Raw genomic sequence first — 19,637 nt, 5'->3', positions numbered from 1 at the left:
AACTAGTATTGTTGTCCGATACGTACGATAAACATATTCTGCGTCAGTTATCCTAGCTTTTTCAGTACATTGTACCAATGCAGAGATATCATCTATGGGACATTATTTATCCGCATATTCATTGGATATCTGCAATTTGCTACAATCTAAATAGCTTCTCATATTATCGCTCCACTTTAGCCAGACCATGCTGATTGCCGGGGAACGGCGAAGCGGCATTCATAAATAGCTTCACCTGTTCCAGTAACTGCCACATGTACCGGCACTGATGGTTACGCGTTATCGTTTCGTGTAACGACAGCCAGAGCAACTCGATGGAATTCAGCCATGGCGAATACGTGGGCAGGAACAACAACCGGAACTTCGTATTTTTTTCCAGCCAGCGTTGTACTTTGCGACTTTTATGAATGATGTAGCTACCAACGACCAGCATAATGGTTTTCGCTCGCCGATATGTCCGCCGTAATGTCTCTAACAAATTGATAAATAAATCAGAACACTTTTTGCTGCCACCGACATAATGCACTCGTCCCGTATCCAAATGCAGTGCCCCTGCCAGATAATATTTTTGGTTATGTCCCGGCGTAGTTATGCGTTTTTGTTGCCCTTTGAGCATCCAGTCCGCACCGATTTTCGGGTTCAGGTCAATATCAACTTCATCCTGATAAAACACGGGATGCTCTGTTTGCTTCTGGCCGACGGCGCACTCGATGGCGAGTCGCTTTTCCTCATAATTCGGGTCTTTGATTTTCAGTGTTGGCGCGGCTCTGCGCCAGACAATACCCGCTCGTCTCAGATAGCGGTGCAACGTGGAAGGATGAAGCGCTACATTAAAAAGCCGATTAACGATAAGTGCCAACAACTCCGTGCTCCAGCGGGAACGCAGCCAGCCAAAATCCTGAGTATAACGTTGAATCAGAAGCGGGAGAGTATGCAGGGTATCCGCGACTGGCCAGCGTGGTGCTCGTCCCGACTTGAGGCTCTTTAGTCATTCAACCCACTGTAAAGTAAACCAATTTATCCACCTCCCAACGGATGATCGAGCGGCGCAGAGTAGTCTGGCGACGTCAGTGACGGTCATTCCCCGATGTAGCATCAATATGGCGATAAGTCGTCTGGAATGGTTTTTATCGTGTGTTTGCTGGACTTCTTTACGCATTAGTCGTCGTTCTTCATCAGGGATTGCTGCTATGATCGGCATCGCTCAGTCCGGTTGGTGATTTGTGATGTTTGGCGATTGATCAGATCGCTCAACTCGGACTGAGTTCCCTTCGAGTGATCTATTATTTGGCGAAGCTATTTAGGCTGAGCAGCATAAAAAATCCGTAATCCTGGTGAGATTACGGATTCTTACACAGCCACAGGATCGGTCAACCGATCCTTAACTGATCGGCATTACCAGCATAGCCAGAGGTTTTTCATAAGGGCAGTTGCATCCTATGCAGTAATGTTCTCTTCTAATCTTTGATTTAATGTCCAGCCGTAATAATTATAGTGAAATTCAACAAAAAAACTTCCTCTATCTGAACTAAATTTATTTACATAGTTGTTTTTAACATCAAAAAAATTAAATTTTTCTTAAAGATTAATTTTACTAAAAACCCAGCCATTGTTACACTTATATTCCATCATGAATTTTGTTAGACTTAAGCAACTAAACTCTTCTATTTCACTTGCTATATACAAAGGATAATGAGTTATCATTGCATAACCAATAGTGTTGATAGTAACTTCTTTTTTTGTTTTCTCATTTAGAAACTTACAAACCTCGTCTTTATTATCAATTACCCAATTTATCTTTTTCTGAAATTTCTTTACATAACCATTTTCAGAAGTGATAAATTTATCTAAGTCATCAATATACATCCGAGGTTCTGAGCTAAACCCCACTTGCTTAGCTTCAATTATAATTAATAATTTTTCTTTTTCACTGTAGCCAATGAAATCAATTTCTCCTATACTCTTTGGTATATGTATGATTTTTTTATTTCTGAATTTTAAACTTTTTACCGATAGCTCACCTTGTATACCAAGACTTTTAAGGTTTCTATCTACAACCCTTTCGAACCATTTCCCAGCTTCTAATGAAAGCTTATCCAATGATTTTTTTATTAAATTTGATTCCCATTCAGGTGGGATTTTTCTAAAGCACACATCACTGACTAATAAATCAAAACATTCCCTCGCCATTCTTTTAGAAAAGATAATATATTTCACTTTTTCGTTTTCAAAAATAAAAAAACCTCTCTTGTAAGCGCGATATTGTTGTTTTGGTTTATATAGCTCTCGCCCTTCACTCAACATACTTTCTGCTGTTAATGAAAAGCCGCTAATAATCCCACTCACTTGCACTTCATTTATTTTAAGGTCTTCACTTAATGATTTTATAATTACATCCAATGGAAAGCAACAGAAATTTTCATTTTCCTCACCTAGATTTAATATCAAATACTGCAATGTGCTTAATAGAGAAAGATAATTAATTGAGAACTTCTCCTTAAATGAATAATTTAATATTTCGGCCTGAATATCAGGAGATCTTAATATATTTTCAACACCTATATATTCATCTGCATTAATCAATTCAACCCTAGGATCAAAATCATACCTCCCATCTTCAATCACATTAAAATAAATATATTTACTTGCGTCCAAAATAAGAGTTACATCATCGTACAATCTATAATATGATTCACTTCTCATATAAAGGCTTACTAATTCCTCTACAGCAATAAAACAAATTGAAAGGGATCTTTCTTGTATTTCTTTTGAAATATTCTCGCTACTATGCTCTTTCATTCCAGCGATACAAAGCAACTCTAATAAATGTTTAATTGCTCTTCTTGTGAATACTCCATAATCACGCCAAAATAAAGTATCACTTGGTGTGAGATTGCCTTTTTTATATTCAATTTCGACTTGTCCATAAACGTCATATTGATTCATCAAAAAAATTGTAAATTCCCATTGATCTATTATAGGAAGATTATCATCTAACAATCGGTAGTATTCTTCATACATGTAATTTACGATTTCTTTCACCTCGTTCTTATTTGTGTATTTATTGGATTTGTACCTATCAAACACCCTCATCTTAATATGTTTGTAAACATAATTTTCAATTTTTTTATCTGCCCGGAAAATCTCTATCCCATTTATCCCCATTGAAGTCAACATGTACACCCCATAATTAAAATGATTTATCATCTTGAGAAAAAAAGCATTATACGATATTTTCCATTTTATAAAAATGGAAGCCGATTATTATTTACTCTAAATAGCTTTACCTGTTCCAGTAACTGCCACATATACCGGCACTGATGGTTACGCGTTATGGTCTCGTGTAACGACAACCAGAGCAACTCGATGGGATTCAGCCACGGCGAATACGTGAGCAGGAACAACAACCGGAACTTCGTATTTTTTTCCAGCCACCGTTCCACCTTGCGGCTTTTATGAATGATGTAGTTATTAACGACCAGCGTAATAGTTTTCGCTCGCTGATATGTCCGCCGTAATGTCTCTAACAGATTGATAAATAAATCAGAACACTTTTTACTGCCGCCGGCGTAATGGACTCGTCCCGTATCCGAATGCAGTGCCCCTGCCAGATAATACTTTTGGTTATGTCCCGGCGTAGTAATATGTTTCTGTTGCCCTTTGAGCATCCAGTCCGCGCCGATTTTCGGGTTCAGGTCGATATCTACTTCATCCTGATAAAATACCGGATGGGTCGGCTGCTTCCGGACGACCGCCTGTTCGATGGCGAGTCGCTTTTCCTCATAATGCGGGTCTTTGATTTTCAGTGTTGGCGCGGCTCTGCGCCAGACAATACCCGCTCGTCTCAGGTAGCGGTGCAACGTGGCAGGATGAAGCTCTACATTAAAAAGCCGATTAACGATAAGTGCCAACAACTCAGTGCTCCAGCGGGAGCGCAGCCAGCCAAAATCCTGAGGAGAACGCTGAACCAGAAGCGGTAGAGTATGAAGGATATCCGCGATCGGCCAGCGTGGTGCTCGTCCGGATTTGAGGCTCTTTAGTCCTTCAACACCCTGTAAAGTAAACCAATTTATCCATCTTCCAACGGATGATCGAGCCGCACAGAGCAGTCTGGCGACGTCGGTGACGGTCATTCCCTTATGTAACATCAATATGGCGATGAGTCGTCTGGAATAGTTTTTATCACGTGTTTGTTGGGCTTCTTTACGCATTAGCCGTCGTTCTTCATCAGGGATTGCTGCTATGATCGGCATCGCTCAGTCCGGTTGGTGATTTGTAATGTTTGGCGATTGATCAGATCGCTCAGCTCGGACTGAGTTCCCTTTAAGTGATGTGATGGACGTCCCTCCTCAACATAATCCTGCCACTTATGTTGAGCCATCCCATTTATAGAGGAACAACATCATGAACATGGTAAAAGTCGTCGGTATCGATCTGGCTAAATCCTTTTTTCAGCTTTGTGTCTGGATGAATGATGGGACCGTTGCCTGGAATCGAAAAATTTCTCGCAGCAAGCTGTTAGATACTGTTCGTCAATTCCCGCCGGATACACTTATTGCAACGGAAACTTGTGCAACCTCGCATTACTGGGGGCGGACTTTCCAATCCATGGGATACGCCATCCGTCTCATTCCAACCCAACATGTAAAGGCGTTAACTCGTCATCAGAAAAATGATGCCAATGATGCTTTGGCAATATGTGAGACGGCATTTCGTCCGGGGATTCACTTTGTTGCCGTAAAAACGGTTGAGCAGCAAGATATCAAGGCGCTGCGTTGTGCCCGTCAGTTGATGGTCGAACAGCGCACCGCCGCTGCCAACCAAATTCGTGCTCTGGCCGCCGAGCAGGGCTTCGAGTTCCCGGTTGGAATACACACTTTGCAACAGCGATTACCCGATTTGATTGGCGATGCGGAAAAGCCTGTGTCTCCGGTATTACGCCATTTGCTTTCTACTTTATTGGAAAACATCCACACACTGAATGAATATATTCGTTCAACAGAATATGAAATCGCAGCATTGTGTCAACAGCAGCCCCGGTATCGGACTCTGATGACGATACCGGGTGTTGGCCCGCTTATCGCCGCCGCTTTTTTAAGTGAGGTTGATACAGAACAATTTGCTAATGGAAGACAACTTTCCGCCTGGTGTGGTCTGGCTCCCCGGCAACACAGTTCCGGCGGGAAACACATCCTCACTTCGATGACTAAAAATGGTAACTGCGGCCTTCGGACACTCATCATTCATGGCGCCAGGGAAGTCATGCGCTGTGCCCAAAAGCGGGATGACCATCTTGGAAGATGGCTTAATCATGTCACTGAGCGACGGGGAAAAATGAAAGCCACCGTGGCGCTGGCAAATAAGCTAACACGTATTGTCTGGCGGTTGCTGTCTGAACCGGTTGATTTCAATATGGACAAGGCATTTGCGATGAGGTAATTATTTAGTTCGGCACAAAGTAAAAGATTTTCTGAGTTTGCAGGCACTGATAAGAAAACGGTAAACTAACCCTGTAATAACCTGAAGTAGATCCAGGTAGAAAATACCGGCCAAGTGATAAGGAAACAGGGTGCGGATGACATCATGGCGCGGGAAAATTTTCCCAAAAAGACGCCGGATATATGACAGCAAACCGCATCACGTCAGTACTTGTACACCACGGGACGTCCATATATGCTCTACTATTTGGCGAAGCTATTTAGTTACTAAAAACTAGGCTGTGTCCCTTAACTGTTTTTTGTACAACTCAACAGTGCAAAAAATGCGTTTAAGCGATAAAAATCGCCCCAGAAGTGTTCGACATTCAACCAAAAATCCCATATTGGGAAGTATTCTTACAGTACTTTTTGGTATGTAGGGAGGTTAAGGGACACAGCCTAATCTTCCTCGGAGTTAAATTTATAAATATTTACATTCATTATAAATCACCAAAAGGTGGTCATTCTGGTGGTCTTGACAGAAAGCGAATTCAGGTTTAGCTTACTTATTAGCCAGTTAATGGCAAAGGCGATCCCAGTCAGAGGAGCCAAATTTAGAAAACCCCGCTTAAGGAAACTTAAGCGGGGTTTTTGTTTTTATCCATTTATTCAATACATTCACGTGAAAAGTGTCCCCGATACACATTTCATTCTCCCTCAGCATTGGGAGAAGGTGGTGGTCAGATTTGGGGTCAAGTTGGTTCGATTGTAAGCACACCCGTTTTAGTTCCACACACTTTTTGAGGTTTCCGGGTTTTCAGCCATCAACCGGTATTCTTCCGACATCAGGTTAGATACTCAGGGCATTCGCTAACACCGTGCCTCAGAGCGTCTTCTATGGCACTTTTGTGTGTGGAATCGGCTGATAGGGACAACAACCGATATGGCGAGGGGAAGCGGGTCTGGATTCATGAGAGGAAGGCCAATCGCGCATGAACCCATTGTGTGCTCTTCGATATCGTAGGCAAATCCCTCGGCACAAATTGTATTCAATTGCTCAATTAAATCATCAACATTAGCGACCGAACAAGGCGTTGCTCTCTCCAAAATACCCGTTCCATACCGTGCATAGACGTCATCATCAGATAAAGTTGAAAGTCATGCTTTTCCGTTTGCCATTGTATAAACGGGATAGGTCACACGCACATCAGGGAAGAAGAGAGAACGTCGCCATTGGTAACACTGCGACAGCGTTCTCTCAATCATCTTAGTGACCGTATTTAAAATTAAAACCTAATGCGTCACCCGTCGTGTCGTATTCGCGGAAGTTGTAGATCAGAGGCTTCCATTTTGACGAATCGATGACATCATTTGATCCTAATAGCTCGCTCTCCACCCAGACATTCACAATATCCAGTTCGACAAGAATAAAACGCCCTTTGTCAGTCGTGCTGACGGTCTTACATTCCGCCTGAATAGGGCATTCAATCACCCGAGGTGGCGTAATATCGGTGGAGGCTTCAGTGTGAAGGCCGACTTTGGAGAATTTGTCGTGGCAGACCTGAACGCCCCATTTAATCTGACCTTCAGACAACGTATCGCTCCCAGTCAATTTACCCAGCGCTTCAACTTTCTCCCACAGTTTGTAATCCGGAATATTGATGACCACATCAGAGCCGGATAATAAATTACTGTAAGTTTTACTTCCTTTCGTGACACCGATAATAATTTTATCGCCGAGGGAAATTGATGACGAAATAGACGCAACATTGACTTCTCCGTTGCTATTATCTGTTGTCGTAACAAGGAAAACCGGAAATCCATAATAAAACGAACTGAGTTTTACGTTCTTTTTCATTTGAGTTCAGACCTCATCATAGAGTGGCGTTATATTTTTTCATTTCTACTCTTTTGATTTCCCTTTAACAATAACTCTAATTGAGTAGCCGTAAGGATGATTTATCCAATTCAATATCCCTAATAAGTAGACCATCAAAAAATAACTTAATGTAACTATTCCTTAATGTTAGTTTTTATCCCAACGCATCGATGGAGAAAAATAACCGACGCGGGAAAGATTGATCCTTGATAATACGGCCTTTCCGCAAAGTGTTGGGGTATTGTAAAAATTAATGAGCAGAAAGTAATTCACAAACATTAAAAGAGGTATATGATATGCACCATATGGTTTTTTCCTTCCGGCCCTGCAATGTGGCTGGGTAAAGCATGAGGTTTAAACATGGAACGAATTGTTATACCTGCGAATTATGTTCATACCCGTACAACGCCTTTTTGGACAAAAGATACGGCCCCTACGTCTATCTGGCAGCGCCATTTGGATGCAGGGACACGACAAGGCGTCTATCCACGCTTGTGCGTGATGCAAGGGACGATACGTTATTATGGTTACGCGGATGAGACAAGCCCTGAGCCTGTCGAGACGCTAACTATCGAGGCCGGACAATTTGGTGTATTCCCCCCAGAGAAATGGCACAGAATCGAAGCGCTATCTGATGATACGCTATTTAACGTGGACTTTTATGTCGATCCAAAAATTTTGATAGAAGGTTGAGGTAAACATAATGACAAGTGAAAATAAAGGCTATTCATTAACACTGTTGAATCGCGATAATAATAAAAAAGCAGAAAAAGTTTATCTTAAACCGATGGCTTTTTATGTACCCGATTTCGCCGCAGGTGCAGTTGTGGAATTACTCAACGAGCTGCCTTCAACCAGTAAAAATAACAAAGGTTTTTTGCTGACCGTCACAAATAATAATAACGGTGTGTCCGTTGATAAAAATCTCGCTACGGTCGAAGAGTTAAAAGACAAGACGATTTCGGCTGACGCAGTAAAAGAACTGGTTAATATCGTGCGTGGCTACGATGCGGATGAAGACACTAACGTCTGCGGCTGGTAATATCGACTTCCCAGCAGGTTAGATTATTTAAGATATACCTTTCGTACCCCTACTCATTAAAAAACAGGCGCTGGATGTCTTTTGACTTAACAAGCGCCCCTGTACCCTACCCACATGACAGACAATCAAAGATGCCTGAGCATGCTCATCAGGCAATAATCAGATGATTACACCTGCACAGGAATTTACGATTGTACTGCGATGACGTCAAAAGCGCGGGTTTGATCTTTTTTTCGCATAACTTTATTGGCGTACATGGCAGCATCCGCTCGGCGGATCACACCATCAGGTTCCTCGACGGAAGGATCTGCCGTGACAATCCCTATACTTGCGCCTAAATATTCAATATTGACCGTACCGAGCGCATAATTCCCCTGCAACAAAGGTGTAATGTCGTCTCTGAAGGAAGCAATCACGCGATCGTTCTCTCCCAGCGCAACGTTGACCATACGGGCAAAAACAAATTCATCGCCACCGAGACGCCCGACGACATCGCCCGGATTGCCCCACATAAGCAAACGTTGTCCCACCTCTTGCAAGAAGATATCGCCAGCTTCGTGGCCAAACTGGTCGTTAATTTTCTTAAAGCCGTCGAGGTCAATGAATACAATGAACGCCTGCTGCTGGTCATTCTTTGCCTGAGAAAACATCGCTTCCAGCGAGTAAAACACACCTCGGCGGTTAAGCAATCCGGTCAATGAATCGGTGTATGAATATTCATGTAACGCAACATTGGCGGCCGTTAACTGCTGCACTAACCACTCTTTCTGCACCTGCTGAGCAATAAGCTGCGCGAATAGACTTAGGATCTGTTCACCTTTAGTCGTCAGCGGTTTATGGTCAGAGCTCGCTGCACAGAGGGTGCCATATAACTGCCCGTCTTCCATACGTACCGGCGTACTGGCATAAGTCATAATGCCCAGCGCTTTCGCCGCCTGCGAATCGCCCCAGCATTCGGCCACGTTAGGCGTATAGCTTTGCCCTTCGTCTAACGCACGTTTGCACAGTGTGTCATGCCACGGAACCGAGACACCTTCAGGAATATTGAGCGTTTTGGTATTGTGGGCAAACAAGATACTTTGGAAACCCGCTTCGGTGTCAACCTGTGTCAGGTAGGTCGATTCCAGATCGGTGACCAGCTCCAGCATGACTAATAACTGGCGAACGAGCCCCTCGAAGGAGTCCTCTGAACGTAATGCGTTCGAAAGGTGAGAAAGCAAATTATCAGTCATAGCAATAAATCCCAACGGTGAATATTTTTAAATAAAAACAATCGATTAATATATCGTGTAGCGTATTTCAAACCGCCATCTGTGAAAACTGATTATAGCTACTACGATCTCTTCCTGTTACAGAAACCATACACGCCTTTCGTCTCTCTCTGGCTATTTGCACTGTGTGAGTCTACTGCGCCCCATTTTCTATAATCGATCAAAAAGCGCTATTTTTTATTCGACACGTCTGAAATAAATCTGTCTCGTCAGGCTAAGTCCTCCATTATGCTTTGCGATGTTTGCCGAAATGGGCTTCAAGGTGCTGCGCGTCTCTATCGCCTGGGCGCGCATCTTTCCAACCGGAGAAGACAGCGCGCCGAATGAGGCCAGTTTACAGTTTTACGACAACCTGTTCCGCGAGATGCGCAAGCATGGTATCGAACCGCTGGTAACGCTTTCACACTACGAAATGCCGCTGGCGCTGAGCGAGAAATATAATGGCTGGGTGCACCGCAACGTGCTGGATGCCTTCGTACGCTTCAGCAATGTCTGCTTCGATCGCTATAAGGATCTCTGAAGCGATGGCGATTTCCTGGGCCATCAGGGATTACGTGCAGGAAAAATACCAGATGGCCTTGCCGAAAGAAGAGCTTACCTGGCTGACCATGCATATCAGCAGGCTGGCCGAAAGCCAGACGCCATAGCAATAGCCTTACTCAAGACAGCCAATCATTACGGTTTTTATCGAGATGCTGACAAATAAAACCGAGATCGCTCCTGAGGAGTGAGTATGTTGACTCCCATCACGATAGTGAATAAACCGCGTTAATGAGATTGCAAACAAGAGTGATTATCATATATTGTTTTAGTCACCTGCCGAAAATATCTCCTTATTTTATTCATTTACGCATCACATTCACTCTGGAGAAGATAATAACATGTCAAAAACGCTGTCTGTTCTGCGCAAAAAAGCGCGCCTGCTGACGCTGGCCTCATCGATAATGGTTGCCTATGCCCTGCCTGCTGCTGCCGCAGATGACTCTCTGACGCTTTACACCACACGTGAACCCGGCCTGATTCAGCCGCTGCTGGATGCGTTCACTAAAGAGACGTCGGTTAAAGTCAATACCGTGTTCATCAAGGACGGCATGCTGGAGCGTGTGAAGGCGGAAGGCCAAAACTCACCGGCAGACCTGCTGATGACCGTTGATGCCGGTAACCTGATCGATCTGGTTGACGCCGGTGTCACACAGCCGATCCAGTCCAGTGCGTTAACCGAGGCTATCCCAGCGGCGCTGCGCGACAAAGATAATCAATGGTTTGGTCTGTCGATGCGCTCTCGCGTGCTCTATGCGGAAAAATCACTGCCGCTGACCGGCATTACTTACGAAAATCTGGCCGATCCAAAATGGAAAGGCAAAGTGTGTATCCGCGCGGGTCAACACCCTTACAATACCGCACTGGTTGCCGCGATGATTGCCCACCACGGTGAAGCCAAAACCGAAACCTGGCTGCGCGGTGTGAAAGACAATCTGGCGCGTAAAGCCACCGGTGGTGACCGCGACGTTGCGCGCGATATCCTCGGCGGCATCTGCGATGTAGGTCTGGCGAACTCTTATTATGTCGGCCACATGAAGAACGCCAAAGAAGGCACCGACGCCCGCAAATGGGGCGATGCCATCAAAGTCGTTCAGCCTACCTTTGAAAACGGCGGCACACACGTCAATATCAGCGGTGCAGCCGTTGCACGTCACGCGCCGCATAAAGATCAAGCCGTGAAATTAATGGAATATCTGGTCTCCGCTCCGGCTCAGCAGATCTACGCACAGGCAAACTATGAATATCCAGTTCGCAAAGGCGTCACGCTGGATTCCACCATTGGCAGCACGATTGGTGACGTTACTGTGGATAGCATTCCGCTGACCGACATCGTTAAATTCCGTAAACAGGCCAGTCAGTTGGTAGATAAAGTTGGATTCGATCAATAAGACCGGTTCGTCAACGATGCGCGGCGCCTTCGGGCGGCCGCGCCTCTTTTTTTCTCCGCTTCGCATCGCTGCCGTGGTCATTGCTCTCGGCGTACTGGCTCCGCTGGTTTCCCTGCTTTGGCTAGCCGCTGGCGCAGGCGTCGGCCATTGGGATCACCTGATGCGCTACGTTCTGCCCGATGCCGCACTCAACACGCTGATTCTGCTCGTCGGCGTCGGCGCGCTCGTCATGGTGATTGGCGCAGGCTGCGCCTGGCTGGTAACGGCATTTGATTTCCCCGGCAGACAATTCGTTAGCTGGGCGCTGCTGCTACCGCTGGCGATGCCAACCTACATTGTCGCTTTTGCCTGGCTCGATCTGCTGCATCCTATAGGGCCGATTCAGGAAGCGATCCGCAGCCTATTGGGCTACGACAGCCCGCGTCAGTTCCGCCTGCCGGATCTGCGCTCCATGACGGGCGCTATTCTGCTGCTCGGGCTGGTGCTCTATCCGTACGTTTATCTGACGATGCGCGCAATGTTTATCAGCCAGCCCGCACACCTGCTGGAAGCCGCACGCACGCTGGGGTTGAGCGCAACAGGCACCTTCCTGCACGTCGCCTTGCCGATGGCGCGCCCTGCGCTGGCCGTTGGCACCAGCCTGGCCTTGCTGGAAACGCTGAATGATATTGGCGCTTCCGAATTCCTTGGGGTTAATACGCTGACCGTGACGGTTTACACTACCTGGGTCACCCGTTCGGATTTACCCGCCGCCGCGCAGATTGCCTGCACGATGCTGACGGTGGTTATCCTGCTGCTGACGCTGGAGTATTACGGCCGGAAAAACCAGCGCTACGGCACCAGCCGACAGATGCGCGGCATTCTGCCCGCCCCGCTGAAAGGGGTACGCGCCTGGCTGGCGACCTGTGCGACCGTATTGCCTATCCTGCTCGGCTTCATCGCCCCCGCCCTCTTTCTGGCATGGGAAAGCGCTAAACGGCTGGGCGATAGCGTGACGATCTCCGCTGGCCTGATACGGTCGTTGCAGAACTCGCTTCTGTTGGCTGTTGGCGTCACGCTGGTCGTCACGTTCGTCAGCCTGATTATTGCGTGGTATGCCCGTCATTCCGCCATCGCTGACCGTTCACCGGAGCGCCGCCGCACCCTACTGAGAATTGCCTCGCTGGGTTATGCCGTACCCGGTACGGTACTGGCGATTGGCATGCTGACGCCCGGCATGGCGACGGATAATTTTCTCGCTGAATTGATAGGTTATAAGGGATTGCCGCTGCTTTCCGTCGGTATTCTGCTGGTGACCTGCTGTGCCATTCGCTTTATGGCGATTGGGATTGGTGCGCTTGATGCCGGACTGACGCGCATTCCCCCCGTAATGGAACAGGCATCGCGCCTGCTGGGCGAAAGTGAATTCGTCACCTTTTTCCGCGTACACCTTCCCCTGCTGCGCCCGGCGCTGGTGACCAGTGCGCTGCTGGTGTTTGCCGATGCAATGAAAGAGCTCCCCGCTACGCTGCTGCTGCGACCGGTCAATTTCGAAACGTTGGCAACCGTTCTGTATGCCGAAGCCGCCAGAGGCACCTACGAAGAAGGCGCGATTGCCGCACTGCTGATTGTGTTGGCGGGTACGCTCCCCGTTGTGCTGCTGGCTCGCAGCCAGCTAAAAACGTCGGTTGAGAAAGAATGAAAATCATGAGGAAGAGTTAAGGTGTCTGAGGCTACACTCGTTCTGAATAATGTCCACGTCGCCTACGGGCACAAGCATAATGTTCATCACGTGCTGAACGGTTTTTCTATGGAAGTTGCCGCCGGTGAACTGGCCTGCCTGCTGGGTGCATCAGGATGCGGTAAAACCACGGCTTTACGCGCAATTGCGGGTTTTGAGCACCTGACTCAGGGAACGATTCACGTCGGCGGGCGCTGCGTGGCGGGCCCGGAAGTGCATCTACCGCCAGAACAGCGCAATGTCGGGATGGTGTTTCAGGACTACGCGCTGTTTCCCCATCTGACCGCCGCACAGAATATTGCCTTTGGCCTGAGAAAACAGTCGAAAGATCTCCAGCAGTCGCGCGTGCGCGCCATGCTTGAGCTGGTCGATCTCGTCTCGCTGGCACAGCGCTATCCGCATGAAATGTCCGGCGGACAACAGCAGCGTATTGCACTCGCGCGGGCGCTAGCCCCGCAGCCCGCCGTCCTGCTGCTCGACGAGCCGCTATCCAGCCTCGACCCCGACAGCCGAAAACGTCTGGGACAGGAAGTGCGCGACATCCTGCGCGACGCCGGACAAACCGCGCTCTTAGTCACGCATAGCGAACAAGAAGCCGAACTGATGGCCAGCCACATTGGTTATTTGAAAGCAGGCAAGCTCGATAATATTTCGGTGAACCGAGACGTCTGATTCAGGTGGTTCACCCCTGACAAGATGGGAAATAATGAGTATGATTAAATCCTATCGGTATGTTAAAGGTGTAGACAATGAGAACAACACAGCAGATGAGTATAACGCTGCCAAATGAAATGGCTGCGCAGGTGAAAGCCCGAGTTGCCCGCGGTGAATACGCGTCAGAAAGTGAGGTTATTCGGGAAGGACTTCGAGCGCTGATTGCACGCGATAATGCAGTAGAGAATTGGCTGCAGGAACAAGTCGTTCCCGCCTGGAACGCGCTGCAACGCGGTGAAACAGAAAGCCTCAGCAGTAGCGACATTAGGAACAGATTAAAAGCCGAGTTCAGGAAGATGACCGGAGAAGAGTAATGGATTACAGGGTCGTATTCGCACCGGAAGCGGAGGAACAACTCGCAGCACTGTACCGCTACATCGCGAGGGTTTCGTCACCCCAAACTGCTCTCAGCTACACCGAAAGCATTGTCAGTTACTGTGAATCGCTTGAGTTATTTCCTGAAAGGGGAAACCAGCGCAACGATATTTTTCCTGGACTGCGCGTCACTAATCACAGCAAACGAACACTCATTGCTTTTATGGTGGAAAAAGAGAAAAAAACGGTAACAGTTCTGGGCATTTGGCATGGAGGACAGGATTATGAAAGCGACCTGCTGTCAGATGAAACTGATTAAAAATATTGTGTTAGCTAGCTAACTTTCCCAAGTACATTATGGCAGTAACCTACAGGTTACCCATAAGCCACTGCCCATTCTTATGTTCGTTTGCCAGTATCGCTACACCTTGCCCTGCCTATGCTTATCCGCATACTTGGGACTGTTGATCCACTGATGATCCGCTTCCCAGGTGAAGCGCCACTGGCGCGTCGGGCCTGCCATCACATTCAGATAGTAGCTGTCATAGCCTGCAATGGTGGCAACCGGGTGATAGCCGCGCGGCACCTGCACCACGTCCCTATTGTAGACCGCCATGCATTCATCTAATGAACGATCATCGGTATAGACGCGTTGCAGGCAGAATCCCTGTTCTGGATTCAAACGATGGTAGTAGGTTTCTTCCAGATAGGTTTCCTGCGGCGGGCTGTCGACATCATGCTTGTGGCTGGGATAAGAGCTGGTACAGCCTTCATCAGTGTACACTTCGACCACCAACAGGCTGTCTGCCGCTTTGTCCTCCGGCAAAATATTATGCACATAGCGCTGGTTGTTGCCGACGCCACGCTGCTCGGCATCGATATCTTGCGGGGCAATCAGCCGGGTCGGATGCGTGCCGAATCCCGGTGCGGCGCAAACTGCCAGTTCCAGCGCCGTGTGTGCCGTCACCGTAATCGTCTCTCCAGACGTGACATAGACCGCATAGGGTTTTCTGCGCTCAAACGGGCTCATCCTGTCGCCAATCTGCTCGAAGCACTCACCTGGCGTGACCACCGTTGCTTTGCCGCTGACCAGCACCAGACAGCGTTCGCTATCGCTGGCGGGCAGCGATAGCACTTGTTCCAGTGCCAATTGATATACCTCGAACCCCACGTAGCGCCAACCCGCCGTTTCCGGTGTGATGTGCTGCGTACGTCCGTGTTCGTCAGGAGCGCGATGGCGTGATAATAGTCGGGACATCTTTTGCCTCCTTTATCTCCCCGATTTCAAACTGCCTGCACGTTGATCTACTGGCAGCTTGAAGATGCGGGGGATATCACCACGAATCAGATCAATTCCGCCTGCTGGGCGAAACGTTGTAGGTTATTGTAACCCAGTGTCGCATACGTCAACGGATGCGCGACAGCCGGATCCTGTTCCGCTTCGACTACTAACCACCCGCTGTAGTGATGAGCTTTCAGGATGCTGAACACCGCTGGATAATCGACACAGCCGTCGCCCGGCACGGTAAATACGCCGCTCAGCACCGCATCCAGAAAACTGGTCTTGCGGTTTTTCACGTCTTTCAGCACATCAGGACGAATATCTTTACAGTGAACGTGATTGATGCGGTTAATCCAGCGCTTCGCCACTGCCACCGGATCGGCACCTGCGAACGTCAGATGACCGGTATCCAGCAGCAGCCCGACTTCCGGCCCGGTATGTTCCATCAGATTATCCACGTCCTGCGCACTTTCAATCACCGTGCCCATATGGTGATGATAGGCAATCTGCACGCCCTGACTTTGCGTGTAGCGCGCAAACTCGGTCAGTTTTTTGCCGTATTCCGGCCAGCGATCTTCGGGAAAACGCGGACGCAGATGAACGGGTTTCTGTTGATCGCCGTGAATCGCGCCCGTGACTTCGGCAAACACCAGCACCGTCGCGCCGAGATCGCGCAACAGCGCTAGATGCCCCTGCACCGCCTCAATCTCTTCTTCTACTGAACGCGTGAGCAGTTCGCCGGAATACCAGCCGGAGACTAAGCGCAAGTCGTGCGCTTGCAGGATCGGCCCCAGCATGCTGGCCTGACGCGGGAATTTATTACCTAATTCAAAACCGGCAAAACCGGCCTGCCGCCCTTCACTCAGGCAGGTTTCCAGCGGCGTGTCCGCGCCCAGAGAAGGCAGATCGTCATTTGTCCAGGTGAGTGGATTAATACCAAGTTGAACAGTCATATTATTTTCCCTTTATGCAAATTTGGTTAACCGCGCTGACGCCAAACGGCGATCAGTTGCAGGTAGTTATGTTTAACTTGCTCAATCAATTCGGCGTCATCGATCTCGTTACGCAGCCACTTTTGCGCAGGCTGGGCAAACAGGGTGCGGCCGACGGCAAAGCCTTTCACAATCGGGAAACCCACGGCGGCGCTGAAGCCTTGTTGTAACGTTTCCAGCGGCGCATCCAGCCCCAGAATGACCACGCCCCGACAGTAGGGATCGCGCTGTGCCAGCAGCGGCGTGAGTTGTTCCCAGCCTGCGGCAGACAGCGGCGGCAGTTTCCACCAGTCTGGCCGCACGCCGAGGTTGTAGAAGCGTTGAATGGCGCGCAGATAAAGCGCATCGCTGTGCGGCATCCCCGCGGGCAGAATGACTTCGAGCAGCAGTTCATGGCCGGATTGGCGACAGGCCTGATAGACCTCTATCACCTTCATTTCCTGCTCTCGCCGCAGCGCGTGGGCATCTTCCGGGTGGAAGAACACCAGGCATTTCACCACGTGCTCCAGCGGCCAGCTCACCAGCTGTGAGCCAATATTGCCGCGCTCCATCATTAACGGGCGCGATCCCGGCAGCTCAATCGGTCGGCCAATCCACCAGCCTTTTCCGGTGATGTCGTTCAGCGCATCCTGCCCGAACGTGCCGTCACACAGCAGACCGGCTTTACCTTCCAGCCCTGCCTGCTGTGCCGCGTCATAGCTGGCACGCAGAATCAGCTTTTTCAGTGCCGGAATACGGCTGATTTCAGTACCGCAGTTCAGCGCCATGTCTTCCAACTGGCTGCGGTGATCGAACGCGATCACGCACAGTTCATGCCACTGTTTACGCCGTGTCGTAACGCGGTGCAGATGGTTAAGCTCTTCGTCCAGATCGGGACGCGGCACGCTCGCCGCCCGTGCTAAATAGTTATCCAGTTCGATCTTGCTTGGCATCGCTGGGGCACAGCCGTGGCGTGACACTACCAGCGCACCGCAGGCATTGGCATACGCACAGGCTTTCTCCCAGCCTTCACCATTGAGATAGCCACGCAGCAGGCCGGACATAAACGCATCGCCTGCTCCCAGCACGTTCAGCACATCCACGCGCACGCCTTTAATCGTGATGCCTTTATCCAGATGATCGGGAATCGCGTCGCTAAACACCGAGCAGCCCAGCGCCCCACGTTTGCACACCAGCTCCGCCTGCGTGTGCTGCCGCACCGTGCGCAGCGCCTGTAAGGTATCCGTGCTCCCGCCCGCAATGTGGAACTCCTCCTCAGTGCCGACAATCACGTCAAACAGCGACAACACCTGCTGCAACTGCTCCGTAACCGCCTGCGCTTCAACAAAACGGTTTTCGCCATCGCCCAGCGATGTCAGCCCCCACAGCACCGGACGGTAGTCGATATCCAACGCCGTTTTCACCCCGTTGCGCCGCGCGTATTGCAGCGCCGTCAGCACCGCTTCACGCGTGTTAGGGTGGGAAAGATGCGTGCCGGTAATCGCCAGACAGCGTGACGACGCGATGTAATCCTCGGTGAAATCCTCCGGTGAAATCGCCATATCGGCGCAGTTGTCGCGGTAGAAAATCAGCGGAAAGGTATCGCGATCTTTGATGCCCAACAGTACCAGCGCCGTCAGACGTTCCTTATCGGTAATCAAATGGCTGGTATCGCAGCCGACCTGATTCAGCTCTTCACGCAGAAAGCGCCCCATATGCTCGTCGCCCACCCGCGCCAGCATAGAAGAACGCAGCCCTTGTCGTGCCGTGCCGTAAGCCACGTTGCCGGACGACCCGCCCAGATACTTGGCAAAACTGCCCATATCTTCCAGACGCGCGCCGATTTGCTGCCCGTACAGATCGACAGCAACGCGCCCCATGCAAATCACATCAAACGTCTTTTCCTTACTCATAGCGGCCAATCCTGTAAAAAGAAGAAATCACGTCAGTTGGCGTATTAGCCCACCTCGTCCACATTCACCCAGCGCGCCGTTTCGTGTGACTGCACGATCGCATCCAGAACTCGCGAGACTTTCCAGCCCTCTTCGAAATCCGGCCACATCGGGACGTCAGCCGCAATACCGTCGATCAGATCGCGCACCTCCACCGTTTTCTGATCGTTAAAGCCAATACCGTGTCCTGCGCTGGCGCAGAAGGCCGCATAGTCAGGATGCTGCGGCCCAGTCAGCAGCGTTTTGAATCCCTGCCGGTTCTCTGGCTCGTCATGTCGATAGAGCTTCAGCTCCGCCATGCGTTCCTGCGTGAAACTCAGCGTGCCTTTGGTGCCAGTGACCACGTAGGTCAGGCCCATTTTGCGGCCGCAGGCGATGCGTGAGGTTTCAATCACGCCGCGTGCGCCGCTGACAAACCGAACCATCGCATGCGCCTGATCTTCATTCTCCACCTGCACCTGCTCGCTGCTGCCCGGTGCCGTTGGACGCTGCGTAATCACCGTTTGCAGATCGCCGCAGACGCTGGCGATATCGCCCACCAGATACTGCGCCATGTTGACGATATGCGCCGCCAGATCCCCCAGCGCTCCCAGCCCAGCCGTTTCTTTGAAACAGTGCCAGTCGGCGGGTTTATTCGGATCGGCCAGATAATCTTCGTTATGCGTGCCGTAAAAATGCACCACTTCGCCAATCTCACCGCTGGCGATAATCTCTTTGGCCAGCTGTGAGGTCGGGTTCTTCATGTAGTTGAACCCCACCAGCGTTTTCACCCCAGCCCGCTGCGCGGCATCGACCATTTCTCGGGCATCACGCGCGTTCAGCGCCAGCGGTTTTTCTGAGTAAACGTGCTTGCCGTGCTCGATGGCCGCCATCGCCATCGTTTTATGCAGAAAATTCGGCGCGCAGATATCCACCACGTCAATGTCTGGGTCCGCCACCAGCGCACGCCAGTCCCCCGTCGAGCGAAGGAAGCCAAACTCCTGCGCCCGTTTGGCCGCCAGTTCCGGCGACACTTCTGCCAGCATCGCCTTCACCAGATTGCCTTTCAGCGGGAAGACCGTCGGTGCCTGCGCGTAGGCGATGGCATGCGCACGACCGATATAGCCAGTGCCGATTAACCCAATGCGTACATCCTTCATATTC

17 protein-coding genes and 3 pseudogenes are annotated in these 19,637 nt (G+C 49.6%); 10 read left to right on the top strand and 10 right to left on the bottom strand.

The features are described from left to right. Window positions 1–163: 163 nt before the first annotated feature. The 3 genes and pseudogenes from EO763_RS07520 to EO763_RS07510 form a co-directional block, all read right to left on the bottom strand. Window positions 164–1,201: pseudogene (locus EO763_RS07520) on the bottom strand (IS630 family transposase). Between the two features lie 377 nt (window positions 1,202–1,578). Further along, a complete protein-coding gene (locus EO763_RS07515) occupies window positions 1,579–3,177 on the bottom strand; it encodes a hypothetical protein (protein WP_161528557.1) in 1,599 nt (532 codons plus the stop codon). Window positions 3,178–3,242: 65 nt separating this feature from the next. Continuing rightward, window positions 3,243–4,253: an IS630 family transposase gene (locus EO763_RS07510; protein ID WP_161528556.1), complete on the bottom strand. Its 1,011-nt coding sequence runs from the start codon at window positions 4,251–4,253 to the stop codon at window positions 3,243–3,245. Window positions 4,254–4,404: 151 nt separating this feature from the next. Between EO763_RS07510 and EO763_RS07505 the strand changes: the two genes are divergently transcribed. Beyond that, window positions 4,405–5,439 carry an IS110 family RNA-guided transposase gene (locus EO763_RS07505; protein WP_161528555.1) on the top strand — a complete coding sequence of 345 codons (1,035 nt, stop codon included), beginning with the start codon at window positions 4,405–4,407 and terminating at the stop codon, window positions 5,437–5,439. A gap of 848 nt (window positions 5,440–6,287) precedes the next feature. Here EO763_RS07505 and EO763_RS23915 read toward each other — a convergent pair. Both EO763_RS23915 and EO763_RS07495 read right to left on the bottom strand, forming a co-directional pair. Next, a complete protein-coding gene (locus EO763_RS23915) occupies window positions 6,288–6,470 on the bottom strand; it encodes an IclR family transcriptional regulator domain-containing protein (protein WP_482811985.1) in 183 nt (60 codons plus the stop codon). Window positions 6,471–6,684: 214 nt separating this feature from the next. Continuing rightward, window positions 6,685–7,275: a flavin reductase family protein gene (locus tag EO763_RS07495; protein WP_161528553.1), complete on the bottom strand. Its 591-nt coding sequence runs from the start codon at window positions 7,273–7,275 to the stop codon at window positions 6,685–6,687. A 381-nt stretch (window positions 7,276–7,656) separates the two neighbouring features. Between EO763_RS07495 and EO763_RS07490 the strand changes: the two genes are divergently transcribed. Next, window positions 7,657–7,989, top strand: coding sequence for a TehB family protein (locus EO763_RS07490; protein WP_161528552.1), 333 nt, complete (start codon window positions 7,657–7,659; stop codon window positions 7,987–7,989). A gap of 10 nt (window positions 7,990–7,999) precedes the next feature. Then, complete coding sequence (locus tag EO763_RS07485; protein WP_161528551.1) at window positions 8,000–8,338, top strand: DUF1869 domain-containing protein; 339 nt, start codon at window positions 8,000–8,002, stop codon at window positions 8,336–8,338. 185 nt (window positions 8,339–8,523) lie between these two features. Here the strand turns inward: EO763_RS07485 and EO763_RS07480 are convergent, their stop codons facing one another. Beyond that, a complete protein-coding gene (locus EO763_RS07480) occupies window positions 8,524–9,570 on the bottom strand; it encodes a sensor domain-containing diguanylate cyclase (protein WP_161528550.1) in 1,047 nt (348 codons plus the stop codon). Between the two features lie 274 nt (window positions 9,571–9,844). On the opposite strand from EO763_RS07480, the pseudogene EO763_RS07475 reads away from it, so the two are divergent. The 7 genes and pseudogenes from EO763_RS07475 to EO763_RS07445 all read left to right on the top strand — a co-directional run. Beyond that, window positions 9,845–10,126, top strand: a pseudogene (locus EO763_RS07475) (family 1 glycosylhydrolase); the annotation flags it as partial. A 1-nt stretch (window position 10,127) separates the two neighbouring features. Continuing rightward, window positions 10,128–10,256 (top strand): annotated as a pseudogene (locus tag EO763_RS07470) (PRD domain-containing protein); the annotation flags it as partial. A 234-nt stretch (window positions 10,257–10,490) separates the two neighbouring features. Continuing rightward, complete coding sequence (locus tag EO763_RS07465; RefSeq protein ID WP_039506686.1) at window positions 10,491–11,540, top strand: Fe(3+) ABC transporter substrate-binding protein; 1,050 nt, start codon at window positions 10,491–10,493, stop codon at window positions 11,538–11,540. Next, the gene (locus EO763_RS07460) at window positions 11,524–13,221 is read left to right on the top strand and encodes an ABC transporter permease (RefSeq protein WP_161528549.1); all 1,698 of its coding nucleotides are present in this window, start codon (window positions 11,524–11,526) and stop codon (window positions 13,219–13,221) included. Before EO763_RS07465 ends, EO763_RS07460 begins: the two co-directional genes overlap by 17 nt. Before the next feature lie 21 nt (window positions 13,222–13,242). Continuing rightward, window positions 13,243–13,932, top strand: coding sequence for an ABC transporter ATP-binding protein (locus EO763_RS07455; RefSeq protein WP_103972220.1), 690 nt, complete (start codon window positions 13,243–13,245; stop codon window positions 13,930–13,932). Window positions 13,933–14,009: 77 nt separating this feature from the next. Then, entirely contained in the window at window positions 14,010–14,288 is a 279-nt protein-coding gene (locus EO763_RS07450; RefSeq protein WP_010304717.1) for a ribbon-helix-helix domain-containing protein, read from the top strand. After that, window positions 14,288–14,608 carry a type II toxin-antitoxin system RelE/ParE family toxin gene (locus EO763_RS07445; RefSeq protein ID WP_161528548.1) on the top strand — a complete coding sequence of 107 codons (321 nt, stop codon included), beginning with the start codon at window positions 14,288–14,290 and terminating at the stop codon, window positions 14,606–14,608. The genes EO763_RS07450 and EO763_RS07445 overlap by 1 nt, the downstream gene beginning before the upstream one ends. A gap of 102 nt (window positions 14,609–14,710) precedes the next feature. On the opposite strand, the gene iolB is transcribed toward EO763_RS07445, so the two are convergent. From iolB to EO763_RS07425, 4 genes are all read right to left on the bottom strand, one after another. Then, window positions 14,711–15,547, bottom strand: a complete 837-nt coding sequence (gene iolB, locus EO763_RS07440; RefSeq protein ID WP_161528547.1) for a 5-deoxy-glucuronate isomerase — start codon at window positions 15,545–15,547, stop codon at window positions 14,711–14,713. Window positions 15,548–15,633: 86 nt separating this feature from the next. Beyond that, complete coding sequence (iolE, locus tag EO763_RS07435; RefSeq protein WP_161528546.1) at window positions 15,634–16,524, bottom strand: myo-inosose-2 dehydratase; 891 nt, start codon at window positions 16,522–16,524, stop codon at window positions 15,634–15,636. A gap of 26 nt (window positions 16,525–16,550) precedes the next feature. Beyond that, complete coding sequence (locus EO763_RS07430; RefSeq protein ID WP_161528545.1) at window positions 16,551–18,455, bottom strand: bifunctional 5-dehydro-2-deoxygluconokinase/5-dehydro-2-deoxyphosphogluconate aldolase; 1,905 nt, start codon at window positions 18,453–18,455, stop codon at window positions 16,551–16,553. A gap of 44 nt (window positions 18,456–18,499) precedes the next feature. Beyond that, window positions 18,500–19,633 carry a Gfo/Idh/MocA family protein gene (locus tag EO763_RS07425; RefSeq protein WP_161528544.1) on the bottom strand — a complete coding sequence of 378 codons (1,134 nt, stop codon included), beginning with the start codon at window positions 19,631–19,633 and terminating at the stop codon, window positions 18,500–18,502. Window positions 19,634–19,637: the final 4 nt, after the last annotated feature.

Source organism: Pectobacterium odoriferum, from assembly GCF_009931295.1.
GTDB classification, from domain to species: domain Bacteria; phylum Pseudomonadota; class Gammaproteobacteria; order Enterobacterales; family Enterobacteriaceae; genus Pectobacterium; species Pectobacterium odoriferum.
Note: the sequence above shows the minus strand (reverse complement) of the source record. Positions and strands in the feature narration are given on the sequence as shown.

Excerpts from the sequence above, each read along its gene's own strand:
- EO763_RS07485 (WP_161528551.1), top strand. The coding sequence starts at position 8,000 with ATGACAAGTGAAAATAAAGGCTATTCATTAACACTGTTGAATCGCGAT.
- EO763_RS07510 (WP_161528556.1), bottom strand. The coding sequence starts at position 4,253 with ATGCCGATCATAGCAGCAATCCCTGATGAAGAACGACGGCTAATGCGT.
- EO763_RS07495 (WP_161528553.1), bottom strand. The coding sequence starts at position 7,275 with ATGAAAAAGAACGTAAAACTCAGTTCGTTTTATTATGGATTTCCGGTT.
- EO763_RS07445 (WP_161528548.1), top strand. The coding sequence starts at position 14,288 with ATGGATTACAGGGTCGTATTCGCACCGGAAGCGGAGGAACAACTCGCA.
- EO763_RS07480 (WP_161528550.1), bottom strand. The coding sequence starts at position 9,570 with ATGACTGATAATTTGCTTTCTCACCTTTCGAACGCATTACGTTCAGAG.
- iolB (WP_161528547.1), bottom strand. The coding sequence starts at position 15,547 with ATGTCCCGACTATTATCACGCCATCGCGCTCCTGACGAACACGGACGT.
- EO763_RS07450 (WP_010304717.1), top strand. The coding sequence starts at position 14,010 with ATGAGAACAACACAGCAGATGAGTATAACGCTGCCAAATGAAATGGCT.
- iolE (WP_161528546.1), bottom strand. The coding sequence starts at position 16,524 with ATGACTGTTCAACTTGGTATTAATCCACTCACCTGGACAAATGACGAT.
- EO763_RS07490 (WP_161528552.1), top strand. The coding sequence starts at position 7,657 with ATGGAACGAATTGTTATACCTGCGAATTATGTTCATACCCGTACAACG.
- EO763_RS07430 (WP_161528545.1), bottom strand. The coding sequence starts at position 18,455 with ATGAGTAAGGAAAAGACGTTTGATGTGATTTGCATGGGGCGCGTTGCT.
- EO763_RS07425 (WP_161528544.1), bottom strand. The coding sequence starts at position 19,633 with ATGAAGGATGTACGCATTGGGTTAATCGGCACTGGCTATATCGGTCGT.
- EO763_RS07505 (WP_161528555.1), top strand. The coding sequence starts at position 4,405 with ATGAACATGGTAAAAGTCGTCGGTATCGATCTGGCTAAATCCTTTTTT.
- EO763_RS07515 (WP_161528557.1), bottom strand. The coding sequence starts at position 3,177 with ATGTTGACTTCAATGGGGATAAATGGGATAGAGATTTTCCGGGCAGAT.
- EO763_RS07465 (WP_039506686.1), top strand. The coding sequence starts at position 10,491 with ATGTCAAAAACGCTGTCTGTTCTGCGCAAAAAAGCGCGCCTGCTGACG.